The following is a 19,990-nucleotide window of genomic DNA, read 5'->3' as shown; positions in this document are numbered from 1 at the left end:
GGTGTGAACCACTGGGCCGTAGGCATTACGTTCGCATTATTGCGCTTTTTGCGCTTGCTGGGCTTTCCATTCCTGGAATTGCTTCCACTCGGCACGGCGCTCGGCTTGCTTTTTGACGATCTCGTCGTATTGCTTCTGCTGGTCAGGCTTGAGCACGGCGCGGATATTGGCCTGGGTTTTCTGCTTGCCGGCGGCGATCTCGTCCTGCATGGCTTTCTGGTCAGCGGCCGGGAGTTTGTCCAGGTACTTTTGGGTCAGGTCTTTGCGAGCGTGCCATTGGTCACCCATCAGCTTGCGGATCTGCTCACGCTGTTCCTTGCTCAAGTCCAACTGGCTGAACGGGCCGCCTTTACCACGCGGGCCGTGTTCACCGTGGCCCGGGCCGCCCATCATGTGGCCTTCGTGGCCGCCCATCGGGCCTGGGCCTTCAGGCATGGCCATGGCAACGGTAGGCAGTGCAGCGGCGAGCATCAAAGCGATAAGGGTCTTGCGCATGGTGATTCTCCTGTCTCTATTCCGGTGAGTCCGGATGTGAGTAGGTTACGCAGCGCAAGGTCAGCCGCCGTCAGCGGAGGGTAAAGATTTGGTAAGGCTGCCTCTAGAGGCTGTAGTAGTAGCCGCGACTGCGCAGCGCCACGATCCGCGGCCGGCCATCCGGGTGCGGGCCGATCTTTTTGCGCAGGTTGCTGACGTGCATGTCCAGGCTGCGATCGTAAAGGGTCAACTTGCGACCCAGGGCGATCTGCGCCAGTTCCTGTTTATCGAGGGGCTCGCCGGGCTGGCGCAGCAAGGCTTCGAGCAGGCGGCTTTCGGAGACGGTCAGGGTGAACTCCTGGTCATCGATGCTCACCACGCCGCGCACCGGGCTGAAGCACAGGTCGCCCAGCTCAAGCTGGGTCGAGACCGCGGTCGGGTGGCTGCGGCGCAATACGGCACGCAGGCGGGCGGTCAGTTCGCGCGGATCGCAAGGCTTGGCCAGGTAGTCGTCGGCGCCCAGCTCCAGGCCGAGGATGCGGTCCAGGGGTTCGCCCCGCGCCGAGAGCATCAGCACCGGCAGTTCCGGGTGGTCGTTGCGCAGTTGCTTGAGCAGCTCCAGGCCGCTGCCGTCGGGCAGCATCACGTCGAGCACCACCGCCGCCGGGGCGGCTTCGGCCAAGGCTTTGCGGGCGCTCAGGCCATCGTGGCAGGCGCGCACCTGGAAGCCTTCCTGGCTCAACCAACTGCTCAGCAGCTCACAGAGCTCCTGGTCATCATCTATCAGTAACAGCTCGCTCATGACTCACTCGATTTAGCCATTGTCGACGGCGACGACCCCACCGGTGCCGCCGTGAGCCATTAGGAGTGCGCCGAAACGATTAGGTTCGACGCAGCCGGGTTCAAGGCAGGACTTGCTTGAACGGCTTGATCACCACATCAGCGTAGACGCCTGCTGCGACATAGGGGTCGGCCTTGGCCCAGGCCTGGGCGTCGGCCAGGGAGGCGAACTCGGCGACAATCAGGCTGCCGGTGAAACCGGCGTCGCCCGGGTCATTGCTGTCGACCGCCGGGTGCGGGCCGGCCAGTACGATACGGCCTTCGGCTTGCAGCTGTTTAAGGCGCTCGACGTGGGCGGGGCGTACGCTCAGGCGTTTTTCCAGCGAGTTGGCAATATCGGTGGCAATGATGGCGTAGAGCATGTCAGTCCTCGGTTTTCGGCGTGGTAGGCGCGGTGTCATGCAGGTGACGCGACAGGTAGATCCCTTGGCCGATCAGGAACAATACGGTCATGCCCAGGCTGCCGAACACCTTGAAGTCGACCCAGTAGTCCTGGAAGGTAAAGGCCACGAACAGGTTGGCGGCACCGCAGAACAGGAAAAACACGATCCAGGCCACGTTCAGGCGCACCCACACCGGTTCCGGCAAGGTCAGCGCGTGGCCCATGATCCGCTTGATCAGCAGGCGGTCACCGATGAAGTGGCTGCCGATAAAGACCAGGGCAAACAGCCAGTTGACCACCGGGGCTTTCCATTTAAGGAAGGTTTCGCTGTGGAAGGCCAGGGTCAGTCCGCCAAAGACCAGGCAGGCGATAAGGGTCAGCCATTGGCTTTTTTCCAGCTTGCGCTGGGAGATGAAGATGGCGCCGTAGACCACGATGGAGCTGATGATCAGTACGGCAGTGGCACTGTAGATACCCCCGAACGACAGCTCGTGACCGGCGATTTCGATGACCCTGGGGTCGAGTTTGGTAACGATGAAAAACAGCAACAGCGGGATGAAGTCGATGAATTGTTTCACAGTAAGAGCCAGAAGCTGGATGTGGCGGCATAATAACAAACATCCTTGGTTGCGATAGCGCCAGCTGACTTGAGGTTACATACCCACGTGAATGTTGATTTGCACTGCCACAGCACGGCCTCCGACGGCGCCCTGGCGCCCGCGGTACTGGTTGCGCGTGCGTTTGAAAAAGGCGTGCAAGTGCTGGCGTTGACCGACCACGACACCCTCGAGGGTCTCGATGAAGCCCGCGAAGCCGCGCGTTCTTTGGGCATGCAACTGGTCAACGGGGTGGAATTGTCCTGCACCTGGGGCGGCGCCACCATTCATGTACTTGGCTACGGTTTCGATCAGAATGCCCCGCCGTTGGTGGCGGCCATTGCCCAATTGCACGATGGCCGCTGGCTGCGGTCCGAAGAAATAAGCCGCAAGCTCAGCCTTAAAGGTATGCCCGGCGCCCTCGACGGCGCCCGTGCCATCCAGCAGGAACTGGGTGACAGCGGCAACGCACCGGCCCGTCCGCACTTTGCCGACTGGATGGTGCGCGAAGGCTATGTCAAGGATCGCGCCGAAGCCTTTCGCAAATGGCTGGGGGCCGGCAAGTTGGGCGATGTGAAGCTGCATTGGCCGACCCTGGAAGACACCGTCCAGACCTTGCGGGCTTCCGGGGCCTGGGTCAGCCTGGCGCATCCCTGGCATTACGATTTCACCCGCAGCAAGCGCCGCAAGCTGATCAGCGACTATATTGGTGCGGGTGGCCACGCGATCGAGGTGGTCAACGGGCATCAACCGGCGGAACAGGTCGGCAGCCTGGCGATCCTTGCTCGCGAATTTGGTCTGCTGGTCAGTGCCGGCAGTGATTTTCATGGCCCAGGCGGCTGGTCCGAGATTGGCGAGTATCGCCAGGTCCCGGAAGATCTGCCGCTGTTGTGGGGGCGATTCAAGCATGACCCCATTATTGCCACCGTCTGAACAGGTAGAGCACGTGAGTCAATTCTTCCAGATTCATCCGGAAAACCCTCAGGCGCGCCTGATTAAACAGGCCGTGGAGATCATCCGAGCCGGCGGCGTGGTGATCTATCCAACTGATTCGTCCTACGCCATCGGTTGCCAGATCGGCGACAAAGGCGCGGTCGAGCGTGTAAGGCGCCTGCGCCAGCTGGACGACAAGCACAACTTCGCACTGATTTGCAGCGACTTGTCTCAACTGGGCCTGTTCGCCAAGGTCGACACCGGTACGTTCCGCCTGCTCAAGGCCCATACGCCGGGGCCTTATACCTTCATTCTCAATGCCACCCGCGAAGTGCCGCGCCTGTTATTGCACCCCAAGAAGCGCACCATCGGCCTGCGCGTGCCGGAACACCCGATAGCCCTGGCGCTGTTGGCCGAGCTGGGTGAGCCGCTGATGAGCGTGTCGTTGATCCTGCCCGGTGAAACCGAACCGTTGTACGACCCTTACGAAATGCGGCGCCTGCTGGAAAAGCATGTCGACCTGATCATCGATGGCGGCTACGGCGGCAACAAAGCCTCGACGGTGATCAACCTGGCTGACGGCGAGCCTGAAGTGGTGCGTGTGGGCTGTGGCGATCCGGCGCCATTTATGGTCGAGGCCTGAATGGCGGCCGTGGAAACCGCTGATCCCCAGGCCGGCGCCCAGCAGGAACTGCCGTTCGCCATGGTCTATGGCCAGGCGGTCATGGAAATGCCCCTGGACCTGTACATTCCACCGGATGCCCTGGAGGTCTTCCTGGAAGCCTTCGAAGGCCCGCTGGACTTGCTGCTGTACCTGATCCGCAAGCAGAACATCAATATCCTCGACATCCCGGTGGCAGAAATCACCCGTCAGTACATGGGCTACGTCGAGCTGATGCAGTCGGTGCGCCTGGAGCTGGCCGCCGAGTACCTGGTGATGGCCGCCATGCTCGCCGAGATCAAGTCGCGCATGTTGTTGCCGCGTTCGGAGACCGTCGAAGCCGAAGAGGATGACCCGCGCGCCGAACTGATCCGCCGCTTGCAGGAGTACGAACGCTTCAAGGCCGCCGCCGAAGGCATTGACGGCCTGAGCCGCGTGGGCCGTGATGTGGTGGTGCCCAAGCTCGACGCACCCGAGGCCCGTGCGCGCAAATTGCTGCCGGACGTGAGCCTGGAAGAATTGCTGATGTCCATGGCCGAGGTGCTGCGCCGTGGCGATATGTTTGAAAGCCACCAGGTCAGCCGCGAAGCGCTGTCTACCCGCGAGCGCATGAGTGATGTGCTGGAGCGCCTCAAGGGTGGTGGGTTTGTGCCGTTTGTCGAGCTGTTCACCGCCGAAGAAGGCCGACTAGGTGTGGTGGTGACCTTTATGGCGATCCTCGAACTGGTCAAGGAATCCTTGGTCGAGCTGGTGCAGAATGAGCCTTTTGCGGCTATCCACGTGCGGGCGCGAGCCGAATAACGAGCTGAATCGATGAATCTGACTGAACCCCGCGAACTGGCACCCTTGCTGGAGGCCTTTCTCTTGGCCTCGGGCAAACCGCAATCCCTGGAGCGCCTGTTCGAACTCTTTGAAGAAGCTGAACGCCCGGAGCCGCCGGTATTCAAGAAGGCGCTGGAGATCCTGCGCAAGTCCTGCGACGGCCGTGCCTTTGAGTTGCGCGAAGTGGCGTCGGGTTATCGCCTGCAGATCCGTGAGAAGTTTTCGCCGTGGGTGGGGCGCTTGTGGGAAGAGCGGCCGCAGCGTTATTCGCGGGCAATGCTGGAGACCATGGCGCTGATCGCCTATCGCCAGCCGATTACCCGTGGCGAAATCGAGGACGTGCGTGGTGTGGCGGTCAACAGCCATATCGTCAAGACCCTGCTGGAGCGCGAGTGGATCCGCATCGTGGGTTACCGCGACGTGCCCGGCAAACCGGCGATGTTCGCCACCACCAAGGTGTTCCTCGATCATTTCAACCTGAAGAACCTCGACGACCTGCCGCCCCTGGCTGAACTGCGCGAAATGGAGGCCGAGCCGGTGCTCGACTTCGACGATGCGCCGGTGCCGCAAAGCCTGCAGGAACTGGCCGATGCCAGCGCCGAGCCGGAGGAGCCCAAGGACGAAACCAGCTTCCATACGCTGTTGTTGGAGCTCGATGATATGGAGCAAGGGATCAAGACTGATTTTGACGACCTGTTGCGTGATGCTGCCGACGAGCCGCAGACCGAGGTGAACGTTGAACCCGAGCCCGAAGTCGAAGAAGACATCCTCGGCGTCGCCGATGCCCGGGAAAAACTGCTGGCCGCCGTCGCCGCCCTGGAACAGCCGCCGTTGAGCGACGAAGAAGACGAAGCCCGGGCGCTGGCCGAAGCCATCGAAAACGAACGCCGCCAACTCGAAGACTGACGCAATAAAAACTGTGGGAGGGGGCTTGCTCCCGATAGCGGAGTGTCAGGCAGCAGATGCATCAACTGATCCACTGCTATCGGGAGCAAGCCCCCTCCCACATTGGATCTCCACTGTCTGGGAGAAAACATGAGTTCCACCAAAGACCCGTGCATCAGCATCTGCAAGTTCGCCGACGACATCTGCGTCGGCTGTGGCCGCAGCAAGCGCGAAATCCGTGCCTGGAAGAAGCTCGACAAAGTCGACAAGCGCACGGTGCTGGCTGAAGCCGAGCTGCGATTGCTGGCGCTTGGTGCCACCGGTCGGCGGAAAAGCAAATGACTTGGACGTTATCGACTAGTCTGTGATGCGCAACACGCGCCATGCGCGTATGATTCGCGACCCCTTGCCGACCTATTCGGCCAAGGCCCCGCTTTCAAGACCCCTCAGGCCACGCCTGAATCGACCCACCGGGAGGTGCTTACGATGAATGACCAAGACCAGAAAGACCAGGAAATCGGCCCAGCAGGCGAAAAGCTGCAAAAAGTGCTGGCGCGTATCGGCGTGGGCTCGCGCCGCGACGTCGAAGCCTGGATTACCCAGAAGCGCATCAAGGTCAACGGCGTCGAGGCTACCCTCGGCCAGCGCGTCGACCTGCACGATGCAATCACCATTGATGGCAAGGTCATCAAGCGTGAAGAGGCCGCCGAATCGGTGCGCCGCGTGATCATGTACAACAAGCCCGATGGCGAAATCTGCACCCGTGACGACCCGGAAGGCCGTCCGACCGTGTTCGACAAGATGCCCAAGCCCAAGGAAGGCCGCTGGATCAACATCGGTCGTCTGGACATCAACACCACCGGCTTGCTGATGTTCACCACTGACGGCGAACTGGCCAACCGCCTGATGCACCCGTCCTACGAGATGGATCGTGAATACGCCGTGCGTGTACGCGGTGAAGTCGATGACGAGATGATCGAACGCCTCAAGGCCGGCGTGGTGCTGGAAGACGGCCCGGCCAAGTTCACCGACATCAAGCAGGCGCCAGGCGGCGAAGGTTTCAACCACTGGTACCACTGCGTGGTGATGGAAGGGCGTAACCGTGAAGTGCGTCGCCTGTGGGAATCCCAGGGGCTGGTGGTCAGCCGCCTCAAGCGCGTGCGTTTCGGCCCGGTGTTCCTGAACTCCGACCTGCCGATGGGCCGCTGGCGCGAAATGAGCCAGTACGAAGTCGACATCCTCAGCGCCGAAGTTGGCCTGACGCCGGTCGCCATGCCGCAGATGAACGCCAAGAGCAAAGACAAGCTTGAGCGTATGCAGCGTAAATCGTCGCGCCCTGTTGCGCGTACCGAGCGCGTGGCTCGCACCCTGCGCCCGGCGCTGAATGCACCGGCAACCGGCGGTCGTATTTCTCGCGAGCCGCAGATCGAAGGTGAGCGTCGCCCAACCGCACCGTCCCGCCAGGAAGGTGATCGTGCACCACGCACACCGCGCCCGGCCCGTGGCGAAGCGCCAAGCGGCGGTCGCAGCAACCGTGGTGAAGCCGATCGCCCGGCCGACAATGCCAGTACCAAGCGTCCAGCCAAGCCAGCGGCGAACAAGCGCCCTGGCCCGAAACTGGTAGCTGATGAACCATCTGGCAAGCGCCGTGGCGCCCCGGCAGGTTCGGGTCAGCGTCCTGGTTTTGGTCGCAAGAAGCCGCAGTGATGCGTTAAGCGCTGCATAAAAACGCCAACCCTAGGGTTGGCGTTTTTTTTGATCTGAATTTGAAATGCAATCAACTGTGGGAGCTGGCTTGCCTGCGATAGCGGTGTGCCAGTCACCTTTGTGCTAACTGACCCACCGCTATCGCGGGCAAGCCCGGCTCCCACAGGGATATCTACACGTCTGATGATCTTTTAAAAGGCAAAGGAGCCATCAAACACTGGCTTGTCATCCAGCGCCAACACCCCACTGGCAAAGATCAAATCCAAGTGATGACTGCCTTTCTGCCCGCCGCCCAGGCCCAGGTGCAGCCCGCAATGGCGCTCCTCGAACCCGGCATTGCGCGCATACAGATCCTTGACCCCTTCGTTGGTGCCAATCCCTAGCTCCTCCACCCGACGGTTGGACGGGTTGGCATTCAGGTACTTGTTGAAATCATCCGCCAGCCCCGGCACGTCGCTGGCCACGCTGCAAATGGTCGAGTTCTCGATCCACAATTCCAGCGGTGATTGCAGCACGCCGTATTTGCGCGCAAACGGAATAGTGCTGAGGAAGGTACCGACAAACCGCACCTGGCCGTTGATGGCTTCACTGTGGGTGGCGATTTCGCCGGGGGCCAGGTCGTGGTTGCCGACGCCGTTGATATTGGTCCACTTCTTGATGCTGCTCATCGGCGCTTCAAGACGTGAACCGTGCTTGTCGGTAAAGCTCAGTACATTGGCCTGGGACATGCGTCGGATCAGCGTGGCGTTAAGGTCGGCAATACGCTGTGGCTCGACGCTGAAGGTGTCGTAGAAGTAATCACCATAATCCTTGAATAGCAGGGATTTCTTCCAGTGCTCGGCCATCACGCCGTGCAGGGCGCGGATAAAGTCCGGGCCTTCGGCGCGTGGGTTGGGCAGGGTGGAAGAGTCGTAGAGAAACAGGTACAGGTCACAGTCTTCGATGGCTTGCACCAGGGCTTCGCTGGGAGCCAGGTCCAGGCGTTGCAACTGGAAGTTGAAGCGGGCGGCGCTGCCGTGGGTGATTGCCTGGGCGATGGCGTCGTAGCGTTCGGTATGGCCCAGCAGCACGGTGGGGCGACTCAGGCCGCTGAGGGCTGGGTGGTGTGCGAGGTAGTAGAGAAAGTGTTCGACGGCGCGGGCCTTGTCCATGACGGGTGTCCTTCTGTGCCTTGGGTAAGGGGGCAGGTGCCGTGCACAGCACCTGCCGGATGCCTGCCGGGTATTAGAAAGGCCACATCGCGGTGCCGAAAGGCACAACGGCATCGGCTTGCATCATTTCAACGGCGGCCTCATGGGTCGGTGCTTCAAACCAATCGTCGAGTTGCAGTTCGGTTTCCAGGTCTTTTTCCAGTGCTTGCATGGTGTATCTCCTAGAGGACGTTGATTGAGAACGGCTTGCCCGCGGGCTTCGTGGGCAAGTGGAAAGAACCTAGAAGAGAGTGTTTCAAAATGCAAAAAATTTATTGACACGGTTTCATTTGGATTTTTTCTTCTGTTTTTGGCGAGCTATTTTTTATTCAGAAAAAACAGCGTATTGGCTGAACCGTTTATTCAGAAAATCCCCACTGACAATTTTCCGTTGGCTGGCCGTAAAACCTGGCTGTAACGCAGTATTTCCGTATCGTAACGATAAGTTTACGAATTTGCCCCGAAAGTCTTGGGTGACCTGTAGCTGTAAGGATTGGCTGACAGTTTGTCGCGTGCACTCTGTTGGGGCGTGCCGAAGCTGTCGAGCGGTGTACAATGCGCCGCGTTTTACTGTGACCCCCCTTGCGTACCCACGCAAAAGGCCAAGACCTCAGGGTTCGATCCCCCTGATCATTCCGCCTGGCCACGAGCCGGACGGGTTCGATTTCGTCACAGATAAAAACAAACAGGTGACGTATGACCATTAGAAAGACGCTGTACTCCTGGTGCCTGCGCTGGGGTTTGAACGGCGCTGCTTGAGTCGGTAATTCAAGGCAGCAACCTGCATTCATATCCTCAAACCTTGCGTGAGACCCTTTCATGAGTGGAACCCATTCCTCTTCAGGCGAGCTGAAACGCGGCCTGAAAAATCGGCATATCCAGTTGATCGCCCTCGGTGGCGCCATCGGCACCGGTCTGTTCCTGGGCTCGGCCGGGGTGCTCAAATCCGCCGGCCCGTCGATGATCCTGGGCTATGCCATCTGCGGCTTTATCGCCTTCATGATCATGCGCCAGCTTGGCGAAATGATCGTCGAGGAGCCGGTAGCCGGTTCGTTCAGCCATTTTGCCCACAAATACTGGGGCGGTTTCGCCGGCTTTCTGTCGGGCTGGAACTGCTGGATTCTTTACATTCTGGTGGGTATGTCGGAGCTGACCGCTGTCGGCAAATACGTGCACTACTGGTGGCCGGAGATCCCGACCTGGGTGTCTGCGGCGGCTTTCTTCGTGCTGATCAACGTGATCAACCTGGCCAACGTCAAGGTCTTCGGTGAAGCCGAGTTCTGGTTTGCCATCATCAAGGTGGTGGCAATTGTCGGCATGATTGCCTTGGGCAGCTACCTGCTGGTCAGTGGCAGCGGCGGCCCGCAAGCCTCGGTGAGCAACCTGTGGGACCACGGCGGGTTTTTCCCCCATGGTGTTGGCGGGTTGGTGATGGCCATGGCGATCATCATGTTCTCGTTCGGCGGCCTGGAAATGCTTGGTTTTACCGCCGCCGAAGCCGATCAACCACGCACCGTGATCCCCAAGGCGATCAATCAGGTGATCTACCGCATCCTGATTTTCTACATCGGTGCCCTGGTGGTGCTGTTGTCGTTGACGCCGTGGGACAGCCTGCTGGCGACCCTCAACGCCTCCGGCGATGCCTACAGTGGCAGCCCGTTCGTGCAGGTGTTCTCGATGCTGGGCAGCAATACCGCCGCGCATATCCTCAACTTCGTGGTGCTGACGGCGGCGCTGTCGGTGTACAACAGCGGCACCTACTGCAATAGCCGTATGTTGCTGGGCATGGCCGAACAGGGCGACGCGCCCAAGGCCCTGGCGAAGATCGACAAGCGTGGCGTGCCGGTGCGCTCGATCCTGGCCTCGGCGGCGATCACCCTGGTGGCGGTGCTGATGAACTACCTGATGCCCCATAACGCGTTGGAACTGCTGATGTCGCTGGTGGTGGCCACGCTGGTGATCAACTGGGCGATGATCAGCTTCTCGCACTTCAAGTTCCGCCAGCACATGAACCGCACCGGCCAGGTGCCGCTGTTCAAGGCGCTGTGGTATCCGTATGGCAACATTATCTGTGTGGCGTTCGTGGTGTTTATCCTGGGCACCATGTTGATGATTCCAGGCATTGACCGCTCGGTGTACGCGATCCCGGTGTGGGTGGCGTTCATGGGGGTGTGTTACTGGATCAAGAACAAGCGGGCGCAGCAGTCCGTGGATATGGCGGTCCCCGCGGTGAAGTAAGCGTCAATGTTGTTAAGCAGACCCGGCCTTGTGCCGGGTTTGTTGTTTGAGGGGATGGCCAAGGTGCATTCGCGTATCCTAGGGCTTCTTCCGGAGGACCGTGTTAGTCATGCTGGTGATTTCCAATAACGTACAGCTGCCCGATGCCGAGATCGAGCTGACCGCCATTCGCGCCCAGGGTGCCGGTGGTCAGAACGTCAACAAGGTGTCGAGCGCAGTGCACCTGCGTTTTGACATTCCTGCCTCGTCCTTGCCGGAGTTCTACAAGGAGCGCCTGCTGGCGCTGCGCGACAGCCGTATTACCAGCGAAGGTGTGCTGGTGCTCAAGGCCCAGCAATACCGTACCCAGGAGCAGAATCGTGCCGATGCGTTGGAGCGCCTGGTGGAGTTGATCCAGAGCGCCACCAAGGTCGAGAAAAAGCGCCGTCCGACCAAGCCCACCCTGGGGTCCAAGAAGCGCCGCCTGGAGTCCAAGACCAAGCGCGGCAGCATCAAGGCCGGGCGAGGCAAGGTCGACTTCTAGGCATCGCGCGTTTCCCGGGCCTTGGGTGCCTGGCGGTACAGGTACAGACTCAGCAGCAAACCGGCGGCGGCGGCGAGGGCGGCGAACAGGAAGATCGATGCAAAGCCGAAACCTGCTGCCACGGCGCCCGCCAGTGGCCCGGTGATGCCCAGGGACAAGTCGATAAACAGCGAATAGGCGCCTACCGCCGAGCCACGGCTGGAGGCGGGCACCAGGTTGACCGCCTCCACGCCCAGCGCCGGAAATACCAGAGAAAAGCCGAAGCCGCTCAACGCCGCGCCAGCCAGCGCCAGTTGGGCATCCGGCGCCAGCCACAGCAACAGCAGGCCGAGGACTTCCACCGACAGGCAGGCAATCGCGACGCGAAAGCCGCCAATGCGGTTGATCAAATTGCCAAACAGCAAGCGTGCGCCGATAAAACTGGCGCCGAACAGGCTCAAGGCCCACACCGCGTTATCCCAGTGCTGGGTGGTGTAATACAGGGTGATAAAGGTGGCGATGGTGCCAAAGCCGATGGAGCCCAGCGCCAGCGCGCAACCGTGTGGCAACACGCGGCCCAGCACATTCATGAACGGCAGACGTACGCCGGGTACAATCGGCGCGGCTTGTTTTTTCCAGGCCAACAACACGCCCAGCACGGCGAGCAGAATGATGCTCACGCCCATGCTCCACAGCCCGAACCGGCTGACCAACAGCACCCCCAATGGTGCGCCGACCGCCAGCGCGCCGTAGCTGGCGATACCGTTCCAGGAGATGACTTTGGCGGTGTTCGCCGCGCCAACGCGGCCGATGCCCCAGCCGATCGCGCCTGAACCCACCAGGCTTTCGGCGCTGCCCAGCACCAGTCGACCGATCAACAGGCTGCCCAGGCTCACTGCCGGCAGGCTGGAAAACCACGCCGCCAGCAACATGAACACGCCACTTGAACCGCAGCCCACCAGGCCAATCAGCACGGCGCGCTTGCTGCCCAGGTTGTCGATAATCTTGCCGGCATAGGGGCGGCTCAACAGGGTCGCCAGGTATTGCACGCTGATGACCAGCCCGGCGATCACGGCGCCATAGCCCAATTGGCTATGCACATAGCCCGGCAGTACAGCCAGGGGGATGCCGATATTCAGGTAGCCGATAAAGGTAAACAGCACGATGGAAACGACTTGCAGCGTGACGGCCATGGGTCGCTGGGTATCTGGCATGGGAGAGGTCCACTGTCGCAGCAGGTAAAGATAGGCTGCTAATGATACCGGCGCGCAGGCCGGGCAGGGCGGCAAAAATGTAAAACCTCGGATCAAAGATGCATCAGGCTTGGGCGGGAGCCAGCAATTGAGTCGTCACCAGGGCTGCCAGGGCATTTTCCTGGGTGCCGAAGCGCTTGAGCAGTGCGGCTTGCTTGTCTGCACTGAGGCGGTTCCAGACTTCGACCATCTGCAAGGCAGCGTCGAGCACGGCGGCATCCGGCGTATCGGGAAGGGTTGTGGTCATGATGAGCGTCTCGAATGATTCAGGCAGTGTGGAAAGCGCTCAAAGGTGCGCTTTCCACACGGTCTGGTACGGCGTCAGTCTTGGCGTTTGCTGTCGACTGGTTTTGCTTCTTTGGTCGCAGGCTGCTTGTTGCTGGCCTGCTGCGGTGTTGGCTGCTCGGTTGGGTGCAGGCTTGGGAAGGGGAGATTAGGTATCTCGTGCATCGTCGTCGCTCCTCGCAAGGTCTGTGTTCAATCGCAGGTGATTGCGCGCTCTCAAAAAGCCTTGGCAGGATACAGCACCGTAAATGACAAAAAGACTTTTATCTCGGCGGATGCACAATTTTTCATACTTGCGACGCAAGTGACATGAGGTCACACCTAGGGGGCGTTCTTAATTAGTTTCCCCGCCGCGTTGTCGCCCGGCGCGACGGGGAAACTAATTGAGAACGCCCCCTAGAACGGTACCTTGCCCAGGATCATGTCGCGGTACATCACGAAATCCCCCAGCAAGCTATAGAACGGGTGCTGAAAGGTCGCCGGACGGTTCTTTTCGAAAAAGAAGTGGCCAATCCAGGCAAAGGTGTAGCCAGCGATTGGCAAGGCCAGCAACAGGAGCAGTGACCCCCGGCCTATGGCGTACGCGAGGATACCGATCACCAGGGTGGTGCCGATGAAATGCAAGCGCCGGCAGGTGCTGTTGCCATGTTCGCTCAGGTAGTACGGGTAAAACTCGGCAAAGCTGTTGAATTTTCTGGTGTTTTCCACGGTGGCCGGCCCTCTGGTTGTTGTGCCGCCCAACAGGTGTTCGGCGGGGAGCTTATTTGAGTCTAGAGTGATCAGTGGTATCAGCCAGTGACAATAGATGCCACTTTAGTATCCTTGGCTTCCTGGCTGCCGTTTGAGCCTGCTTTCAATAAGAAGACGCCATGAGCGAACGAACAACTTCTGCAAGCTGGGCGATGGGGATAGTCAAGGCGTTGGAAATGGACGGCCTGGATTGCCGTGCGTTGTTCAAGCAACTGGGCCTGGACTATGCCGCCCTCAGTGACCCGGACGCGCGTTTTCCCCAGGATTCCATGACCCGCCTGTGGCAGCGGGCGGTGGAGGTGTCAGGCAACCCGGCGATTGGCTTGAACATGGGCAAGGTGGTGCGGCCGGCCTCGTTCCATGTTGCCGGTTATGCACTGATGTCCAGCAACACTCTGGCTGAAGGCTTTATGCGATTGGTGCGCTACCAGCGCATCATCGCCGAAAGCGCCGACTTGAGCTTCCGACTCTTACCCGAAGGCTATGCGTTGATTCTGACAGTGCATGGCGATCATCTGCCGCCGACCCGGCAAAGCGCCGAAGCCTCGCTGGCCAGTGCGCTGGCGCTGTGCGGCTGGCTTACCGGGCGCACCCTGCAACCGCGCAAAGTGCTGCTGCAGGGCGATCAACCAGCGGACCTGGCGCCGTACAAACAGGCCTTCCATGCGCCGCTGCAATTCAATGCGCCCTATGACGCGCTGATCTTCGAGCAAGCCGACATGGATGCACCGCTGCCCACGGCCAACGAGGCCATGGCGCTATTGCATGATCGTTTTGCCGGTGAATACCTGGCGCGTTTCTCTGAAAGTCGCGTCACCCACAACGCGCGACAGGTGTTGTGCCGCCTGCTGCCCCAGGGGGAGCCCAAGCGCGAAGCGGTGGCCCAGACACTGCATCTGTCCCAACGTACCTTGCAAAGACGTTTGCAGGAGGAGGGCACCAGTTTCCAGGCCTTGCTCGATGACACCCGCCGCGAGCTGGCCGAGCAATACCTGGCGCAGCCAAACATGACCTTGCTGGAAATTGCCTACCTGCTGGGGTTCGCCGACCCGAGCAACTTCTTCCGCGCGTTTCGCCGCTGGTTCAATGCCACGCCCGGCGAGTACCGGGCACGGCTGCAGGAAATGTCGTCGGTCAGTGGCGCCAAAATGCCGGAATACACAGCACAAACACGGTAATGATCTCCAGTCGACCCAGCAGCATACCCAGCGACAGAATCCACTTGGCTGCATCCGGCAGGGTGGCGAAGTTGCCGGCCGGGCCGATGGTTTCACCCAGGCCCGGGCCGACGCCGGACACGGTGCTGGCGGCACCGGTCAGCGCGGTCATCCAGTCCACGCCCAGCAGTGACAAGGCCAGGGCGATGGTGCAGATGGTAATGGCAAAGAAAAATGAAAAGGTCAGGATCGACCGCACAATTTCTTCGTCGAGGCGATGACCGTTGTACTTTTGCTTGATCACCGCACGTGGGTGGATCAACTGGTTCAAGTTGGCCTTGAGCAGGATATAGGCGACCTGGAAACGGAAGATCTTGATGCCGCCGGCCGTGGAGCCCGAGCAGCCGCCGATAAAGCCCAGGTAAAAGAACAGCATCAGTGAGAAGTTGCCCCACAGGCTGTAGTCCCCCAGTGCAAATCCGGTGGTCGTCATTACCGAAGTCACATTCAGCGCCACATGGCGCAAGGCATCGAGCCAATGCAGGTCGGTGGTCCACCAGTACCAGGTGCCGAGCACCAGCCAGGTCACGAGCAATAGGCCGAGCAAGCCTTGCACCTGCTGGTCCTTGATCAGCGCTCGACGGTTGCCGCGCAACGTGGCCACATACAGGGCGAACGGCAAGCTGCCGAGGATCATCACCACCACCGCGACCCAGTGCACGGCCGGTTGTTTCCAGTGCGCGAGGGACTCATCCGAGGTGGAGAACCCGCCGGTGGAAATCGCCGACATTGCGTGGTTGATCGCATCGAACAAACCCATTCCGGCCCACCAGAATGCCAGGCTGCCGAGGATGGTGATGCCCACATACGCCGCCACGATCAGCCGCGCCACCATGTGCGAGCGGGGCATGACCTTTTCCGAGCGGTCCGAGGATTCGGTCTGGAACAGGCGCATACCACCAATACGCAGCAGCGGCAGGATCGCCACCGCCATGCCGATAAAGCCGATACCGCCGAGCCAGTGCAGCAGCGAACGCCACATCAGGATGCCCGGCGACATGCTGTCCAGGCCGCTCAGCACGGTGGAGCCGGTGGCGGTGATGCCGGACATGCTTTCAAAGAACGAGTCGGTGTAGCTGATGTGCTGGGTCAGCAAAAAGGGCAGGGCGGCGAAGATGCACACCACCACCCAACTGCTGACGGTCAGCAGGTACATGTCCCGGGGGCGCAAGTGCACATGCTCCGGGCGACCGGGGATGACCAGGGCCAACCCGGCGATAAAGGTGATCAGGCTGGCCCACAGGAATGAGGGCAGGTCGCTGGTGCGTTCGAAGATCACCAGGGTGGCCATCGGGATGACCATGGCGACGGCAAGGGTGATCAGGAAGATGCCGATGATGAAACCGATGATACGTAGGGTCGGCAACGCCATGAAGTTCGCTCGGGTGATTGGGCAGAGGCGCCATTCTACCGACGGTGCTGGGCATGTAAACCAGAGTGCTTGAGGTTACACGGAGCAAAATGTGGGAGGGACTTGCTCCCGATAGCAGCTGATCAGCGCAGAATGTATCTGCTGATCCACCGCTATCGGGAGCAAGTCGAACCGTCGCACCGCCCCTCCCACAAGGTCGCCTTTTTCAGTACCGCAGGGATCAGAACTCGTGATCAGCGCTGTCCGGGTTCAGGTCACCGATGCCCAGCTTGCCGGCAGCGGCCTCGATCGAACCGGTCTGCTTGACCAGGGCGGCAATCGCGTCGCGTACGATCTGGTTGCCCTTGTCGTTGCCTGCGGCGATCAACTGGTCGTAGTGCTCGCCGGCGTTGGCGCGGTCGACCATGACCTGGATCTTCGCTTCGGTTGCCGCCAGGTCCGCCTTGAGGGCGGCATCGGCAGCCGGATCGGCCTTGGCTACCAGGGACGACAGGCTGGCGCCGGTCAGCTTGGTGCCGTCAACGCGGGTGTATTCACCCAGATAAACGTTGCGGATGCCCTTGGCGTCGTAGAACTGCGAGTTGTGGGTGTTGTCGCTGAAGCAATCATGTTCGTCTTCCGGCGAATTGGCTTCCAGGGACACCTTCATGCGCTCGCCGGCCAGCTCGCCCAAAGACAGGCTGCCCATGCCGAACAGCATTTTACGCAGGCCGTCGGTAGCCGGATCCGACTCCAGGGTGGCGCGATAGTTGTCTTCGACGTTGGGTTTCCAATTGCCGACCATTTCTTCCAGGTCGCTGACCAGCAGTTGAGTCACTGCGCGCAGGTAAGTGCGGCGGCGCTCATTGTGACCGCCGGTGGCACCGTCACCCGTCAGGTAGTCAGAGGCCGGACGGTTGCCCGCGCCTGGGCCGGTGCCGTTGAGGTCCTGGCCCCAGAGCAGGAATTCGATGGCGTGGTAGCCGGTGGCAACGTTCGCCTCGGAACCGCCCAGCTCATTGAGGCTGGCGAGTTTTTCCGGGGTGATTTCCTTGACGTCGATCTTGTCTTCGCCGACCTGGATCTCGCTGTTGGCAATGATGTTGGCGTTGGCGCCCGGGTTACCCAGGGCGTGCTCGTAGGACTTGTCGACGTAGTCGATCAAGCCTTCGTCCAGGGGCCAGGCGTTCACTTGGCCTTCCCAGTCGTCGATGATGGTGTTGCCGAAGCGGAACACTTCACTTTGCAGGTACGGGACGCGCGCGGCGATCCAGGCGGTACGGGCCGCTTTCAGGGTTTCGTCGTTCGGGTTGGCGAGGAAGGTATCGACCGCGGTCTGCAGGGTTTTTGCGGTGGATTCGGCATCGCTGTATACCGCAAACACCATGTCTGCGTAGTGCGCGACAACCGCCTTGGCGGCTGCTTCGTCGACCTGGCCGGCAGCCGGTGCGGTTGTGCTGGCGGCGGCGGGTGCTTGAGGCGCGGCGGCCTTGTCTTTACCTTCGCCACAACCGGCGAGAGAAATGGCAATGGCCAGCAGACTGGCGGTGGCCAGGGGCATACGAATCATGGCGAACATCCTGCTTCGAGTGTGAATAGGGCGCGCGGGGAGCGCAAAAGCTGCGACATAATGCGAAAGATTTGCATTTTGTGTAAAGGCTTATACGCGGGAAATATTTGGTATTGGTTGGTTAATTCACAGACTCACCGCGCTATTGCGCTCGGACTGCTTCAAATAAGCCGCCAGCTCCCGCGCCTGCAGCGGTTTGCTGTAGTGATAACCCTGACCCTCATGGCAGCCTTCGGAGATGATGTACGCCTCTTGTTCGGCGGTCTCCACGCCTTCGGCAATCACCTGCATACCCAGGCTTTTGCCCAGTTGGATAATGGCGCGCACGATCGTTGCGTCATCGTCATCATCCTGCAGGTCCTGGACGAAGCTTTTGTCGATCTTGATCTTGTCCAGCGGCAAGCTTTTCAGGTAGCTCAGGGATGAATAACCGGTGCCGAAGTCATCAATGGCGATCAGCGCCCCGGAGCGACGCAGGCTCAGCAGGTGCTGGGCGGCGGTGCTGATGTCTTCCATCAGGCCGGTCTCGGTCACTTCCAGTTCCAGGCTGCGGGGCGGCAAGCGATAGATCTGCATCAGGTTGTTGACCACCCGCGGCAACTCGGTGTGGTGCAGTTGCACGGTGGACAGGTTGACGGCGATGCGCAGCGTGGTGAAGCCCTGATCATGCCATTCGCGCAGTTGCCGGCACGCCTGGTCCAGCACCCATTCGCCGATCGGGATGATGGTGCCGTTCTGTTCCGCCAGCGGAATAAACAGATCCGGCGGTACCAGGCCGTGTTCCGGGTGTTGCCAGCGCAACAGGGCCTCTACGCCGACTACGCGATGGTCGCGGTAGCTGATTTGCGGCTGGTACACCAGGTGGAACTGGTCGCGGCTCAGCGCATCGCGCAGGTCCTTTTCCAATTCGCGGCGCCGGCGCATTTCGCTGTCGACGCTGGCGATGTAGAACTGATAGCGGTTGCGCGAGCGGCTCTTGGCCAGGGTCATGGTCTGCTCGGCTTTTTGCAGCAACTTCTCGGTGCTGTCGCCATCTTCAGGGAACAGCGTGATGCCGATGGTGGCACGCAGCCTGATCAGGTCATGCTCAAGTGCGAACTCCGCCTCCAGGTCATCCAAAATGCTTTGCGCCAGTTCGGCGGCTTCGTAAGGCTGGTCGATATCGGCCTGCACCAGGGCGAACTGGTCGCCTCCCAAGCGGGCAAGCGTGCCGAGGCGTCCGCTGTGGGCGCGCAGGCGATCGGCCAGGGCCAGTAGCAGTTTGTCGCCGGCCTGGTAGGTGAATTGTTCGTTGACGCTCTTGAAATCATCCAGCCCAACGCACAAGACCGCCACTCGGCGCTGCCTGCGGCCGGCGTCAGTGAGGATCTTGTCCAGCTGTTCCTGCAGCTTCTGGCGGTTGGGCAGGCCGGTCAGGAAGTCATATTGGGCCATGCGCAACAGGCTGGATTCGGCCTCGTGGCGCAGGTGGGTATTGCGCTCGATGGACTCGAGCAACTGGTTGGCGGTGTTTATCCACTGCCCCAGTTCGTTGCGTTCGTGGCCCTTGAGCTGAGGGATCTTGTGTGCGCTGGGGCGGTCCGGGTTGATCGATGTCAGGTGCTGGATAATCCGTGAAAGCGGTTTGGTCAGCATCCAGTGATACACCAGGTACAGCACCAGCCCCATGGCCAGGGCGCGCAATACGCCCGCGATAAAGATGATGACCGAGCTGACCAGAAAACCTCTGCCATAGGTGGCGGTATCCAGGGTGATACTGAGGTCGCCGTAATATTCGCTGTAGGGGCCTTTGCCGACCAATGCGGTGGTAAAGGAGCGTTCCTGGCCCAGAATCAGGTCGGTCAACCAGCGGCTGGGGGATTGCTGTAACGCACGGCTTTTTTCCGCCAGCATGGTCTCGTTGGGATGACCGATGGAGGCCATGCGCACGGCGTCGTCCTGGAACAACCCTTCGATCACTTGCATACCCATCTCGCGGTCCAGGCTGTAGACGGCCTGGGTCGAGGGGTCGCGAAACATGTCGAGGATACGTTGCGCATCGCCAGCCACAGCCTGGCGCGTCTTGTAGGCATCAAAAACAATCTGCGCCACGCTCAACGCCACGCCGACGATCAAGGCCGACAGCAGCACAACCCGTAGCAACTTCACCGACAAGCTGTTTTTGAGTTCCAGCTTCAAAGGGGCATTCCTTGTCTCATGCGGGTGGCCGTCAATATGCCATGAGTATTGGCAATCTGAGGATGGCAGTCAAAGGGACATTGGGGGCTGAGCTCAATTGAGGTTTGAGCTGGATAAACGCAGGTGGGCGCCCGCGGATATTCGGGCTTGTCGTAA

The 19,990-nt window shown here is 60.5% G+C and carries 21 protein-coding genes; 9 read left to right on the top strand and 12 right to left on the bottom strand.

Going from position 1 to position 19,990, the window contains the following annotated elements; translation table 11 throughout:
* Nucleotides 1-36: 36 nt before the first annotated feature.
* The 4 genes from J1G33_RS07065 to J1G33_RS07050 form a co-directional block, all read right to left on the bottom strand.
* Entirely contained in the window at nt 37-495 is a 459-nt protein-coding gene (locus J1G33_RS07065) for a hypothetical protein (RefSeq protein WP_005790823.1), read from the bottom strand.
* A 103-nt stretch (nt 496-598) separates the two neighbouring features.
* Nucleotides 599-1,276, bottom strand: coding sequence for a response regulator transcription factor (locus J1G33_RS07060; protein WP_032879729.1), 678 nt, complete (start codon nt 1,274-1,276; stop codon nt 599-601).
* A 100-nt stretch (nt 1,277-1,376) separates the two neighbouring features.
* Nucleotides 1,377-1,676 carry a YciI family protein gene (locus J1G33_RS07055; protein WP_005790820.1) on the bottom strand — a complete coding sequence of 100 codons (300 nt, stop codon included), beginning with the start codon at nt 1,674-1,676 and terminating at the stop codon, nt 1,377-1,379.
* A 1-nt stretch (nt 1,677) separates the two neighbouring features.
* Nucleotides 1,678-2,274, bottom strand: a complete 597-nt coding sequence (locus tag J1G33_RS07050) for a septation protein A (RefSeq protein WP_005790819.1) — start codon at nt 2,272-2,274, stop codon at nt 1,678-1,680.
* An 87-nt stretch (nt 2,275-2,361) separates the two neighbouring features.
* On the opposite strand from J1G33_RS07050, the gene J1G33_RS07045 reads away from it, so the two are divergent.
* From J1G33_RS07045 to rluB, 6 genes are all read left to right on the top strand, one after another.
* On the top strand, nt 2,362-3,225 hold the full coding sequence (locus J1G33_RS07045) for a PHP domain-containing protein (protein ID WP_078822167.1): 864 nt from the start codon (nt 2,362-2,364) through the stop codon (nt 3,223-3,225).
* 13 nt (nt 3,226-3,238) lie between these two features.
* Nucleotides 3,239-3,868: an L-threonylcarbamoyladenylate synthase gene (locus J1G33_RS07040; RefSeq protein WP_003193796.1), complete on the top strand. Its 630-nt coding sequence runs from the start codon at nt 3,239-3,241 to the stop codon at nt 3,866-3,868.
* Nucleotides 3,869-3,988: 120 nt separating this feature from the next.
* Complete coding sequence (locus tag J1G33_RS07035; protein WP_164365898.1) at nt 3,989-4,687, top strand: ScpA family protein; 699 nt, start codon at nt 3,989-3,991, stop codon at nt 4,685-4,687.
* A gap of 12 nt (nt 4,688-4,699) precedes the next feature.
* Nucleotides 4,700-5,614, top strand: coding sequence for an SMC-Scp complex subunit ScpB (gene scpB, locus J1G33_RS07030; protein WP_032879731.1), 915 nt, complete (start codon nt 4,700-4,702; stop codon nt 5,612-5,614).
* Between the two features lie 129 nt (nt 5,615-5,743).
* Nucleotides 5,744-5,935 carry a DUF1289 domain-containing protein gene (locus tag J1G33_RS07025; RefSeq protein ID WP_032879732.1) on the top strand — a complete coding sequence of 64 codons (192 nt, stop codon included), beginning with the start codon at nt 5,744-5,746 and terminating at the stop codon, nt 5,933-5,935.
* A gap of 144 nt (nt 5,936-6,079) precedes the next feature.
* A complete protein-coding gene (rluB, locus tag J1G33_RS07020; RefSeq protein WP_005790814.1) occupies nt 6,080-7,300 on the top strand; it encodes a 23S rRNA pseudouridine(2605) synthase RluB in 1,221 nt (406 codons plus the stop codon).
* Nucleotides 7,301-7,491: 191 nt separating this feature from the next.
* Here rluB and J1G33_RS07015 read toward each other — a convergent pair whose 3' ends face one another.
* The gene (locus tag J1G33_RS07015; protein WP_032879733.1) at nt 7,492-8,451 is read right to left on the bottom strand and encodes a hypothetical protein; all 960 of its coding nucleotides are present in this window, start codon (nt 8,449-8,451) and stop codon (nt 7,492-7,494) included.
* Between the two features lie 73 nt (nt 8,452-8,524).
* Nucleotides 8,525-8,662: a hypothetical protein gene (locus tag J1G33_RS07010; protein WP_003237751.1), complete on the bottom strand. Its 138-nt coding sequence runs from the start codon at nt 8,660-8,662 to the stop codon at nt 8,525-8,527.
* 647 nt (nt 8,663-9,309) lie between these two features.
* On the opposite strand from J1G33_RS07010, the gene J1G33_RS07005 reads away from it, so the two are divergent.
* Together J1G33_RS07005 and arfB are read left to right on the top strand one after the other, a co-directional pair.
* Nucleotides 9,310-10,728, top strand: coding sequence for an amino acid permease (locus J1G33_RS07005; RefSeq protein ID WP_032879735.1), 1,419 nt, complete (start codon nt 9,310-9,312; stop codon nt 10,726-10,728).
* Between the two features lie 109 nt (nt 10,729-10,837).
* The gene (gene arfB / locus J1G33_RS07000) at nt 10,838-11,251 is read left to right on the top strand and encodes an alternative ribosome rescue aminoacyl-tRNA hydrolase ArfB (RefSeq protein WP_003193787.1); all 414 of its coding nucleotides are present in this window, start codon (nt 10,838-10,840) and stop codon (nt 11,249-11,251) included.
* Here arfB and J1G33_RS06995 read toward each other — a convergent pair.
* The 3 genes from J1G33_RS06995 to J1G33_RS06985 all read right to left on the bottom strand — a co-directional run bounded on the left by J1G33_RS06995 (nt 11,248) and on the right by J1G33_RS06985 (nt 13,476).
* Nucleotides 11,248-12,444 carry an MFS transporter gene (locus tag J1G33_RS06995; protein WP_005790807.1) on the bottom strand — a complete coding sequence of 399 codons (1,197 nt, stop codon included), beginning with the start codon at nt 12,442-12,444 and terminating at the stop codon, nt 11,248-11,250. The two genes, arfB and J1G33_RS06995, sit on opposite strands and share 4 nt — an antisense overlap.
* A 103-nt stretch (nt 12,445-12,547) precedes the next feature.
* Nucleotides 12,548-12,730, bottom strand: a complete 183-nt coding sequence (locus tag J1G33_RS06990) for a hypothetical protein (RefSeq protein ID WP_032879737.1) — start codon at nt 12,728-12,730, stop codon at nt 12,548-12,550.
* A gap of 434 nt (nt 12,731-13,164) precedes the next feature.
* Nucleotides 13,165-13,476, bottom strand: a complete 312-nt coding sequence (locus tag J1G33_RS06985) for a DUF962 domain-containing protein (RefSeq protein ID WP_005790802.1) — start codon at nt 13,474-13,476, stop codon at nt 13,165-13,167.
* Nucleotides 13,477-13,637: 161 nt separating this feature from the next.
* Here J1G33_RS06985 and J1G33_RS06980 point away from each other — a divergent pair, with 161 nt between their 5' ends.
* Nucleotides 13,638-14,696: an AraC family transcriptional regulator gene (locus tag J1G33_RS06980; RefSeq protein ID WP_032879739.1), complete on the top strand. Its 1,059-nt coding sequence runs from the start codon at nt 13,638-13,640 to the stop codon at nt 14,694-14,696.
* On the opposite strand, the gene J1G33_RS06975 is transcribed toward J1G33_RS06980, so the two are convergent.
* The 3 genes from J1G33_RS06975 to J1G33_RS06965 all read right to left on the bottom strand — a co-directional run bounded on the left by J1G33_RS06975 (nt 14,653) and on the right by J1G33_RS06965 (nt 19,834).
* Nucleotides 14,653-16,107 carry a TrkH family potassium uptake protein gene (locus J1G33_RS06975; RefSeq protein WP_032879741.1) on the bottom strand — a complete coding sequence of 485 codons (1,455 nt, stop codon included), beginning with the start codon at nt 16,105-16,107 and terminating at the stop codon, nt 14,653-14,655. The genes J1G33_RS06980 and J1G33_RS06975 overlap by 44 nt on opposite strands.
* Nucleotides 16,108-16,327: 220 nt before the next feature.
* Entirely contained in the window at nt 16,328-17,656 is a 1,329-nt protein-coding gene (locus J1G33_RS06970; protein ID WP_032879743.1) for an imelysin family protein, read from the bottom strand.
* Between the two features lie 126 nt (nt 17,657-17,782).
* Nucleotides 17,783-19,834, bottom strand: a complete 2,052-nt coding sequence (locus J1G33_RS06965) for a GGDEF domain-containing phosphodiesterase (RefSeq protein WP_148852603.1) — start codon at nt 19,832-19,834, stop codon at nt 17,783-17,785.
* Nucleotides 19,835-19,990 lie beyond the last annotated feature (156 nt).

It is taken from the genome of Pseudomonas sp. P867, assembly GCF_019891455.1.
In the GTDB taxonomy this organism is placed as follows: domain Bacteria; phylum Pseudomonadota; class Gammaproteobacteria; order Pseudomonadales; family Pseudomonadaceae; genus Aquipseudomonas; species Aquipseudomonas synxantha_A.
The sequence above is the reverse complement of the archived record's forward strand: the minus strand, read 5'-3'. Positions and strand labels throughout refer to the sequence as shown.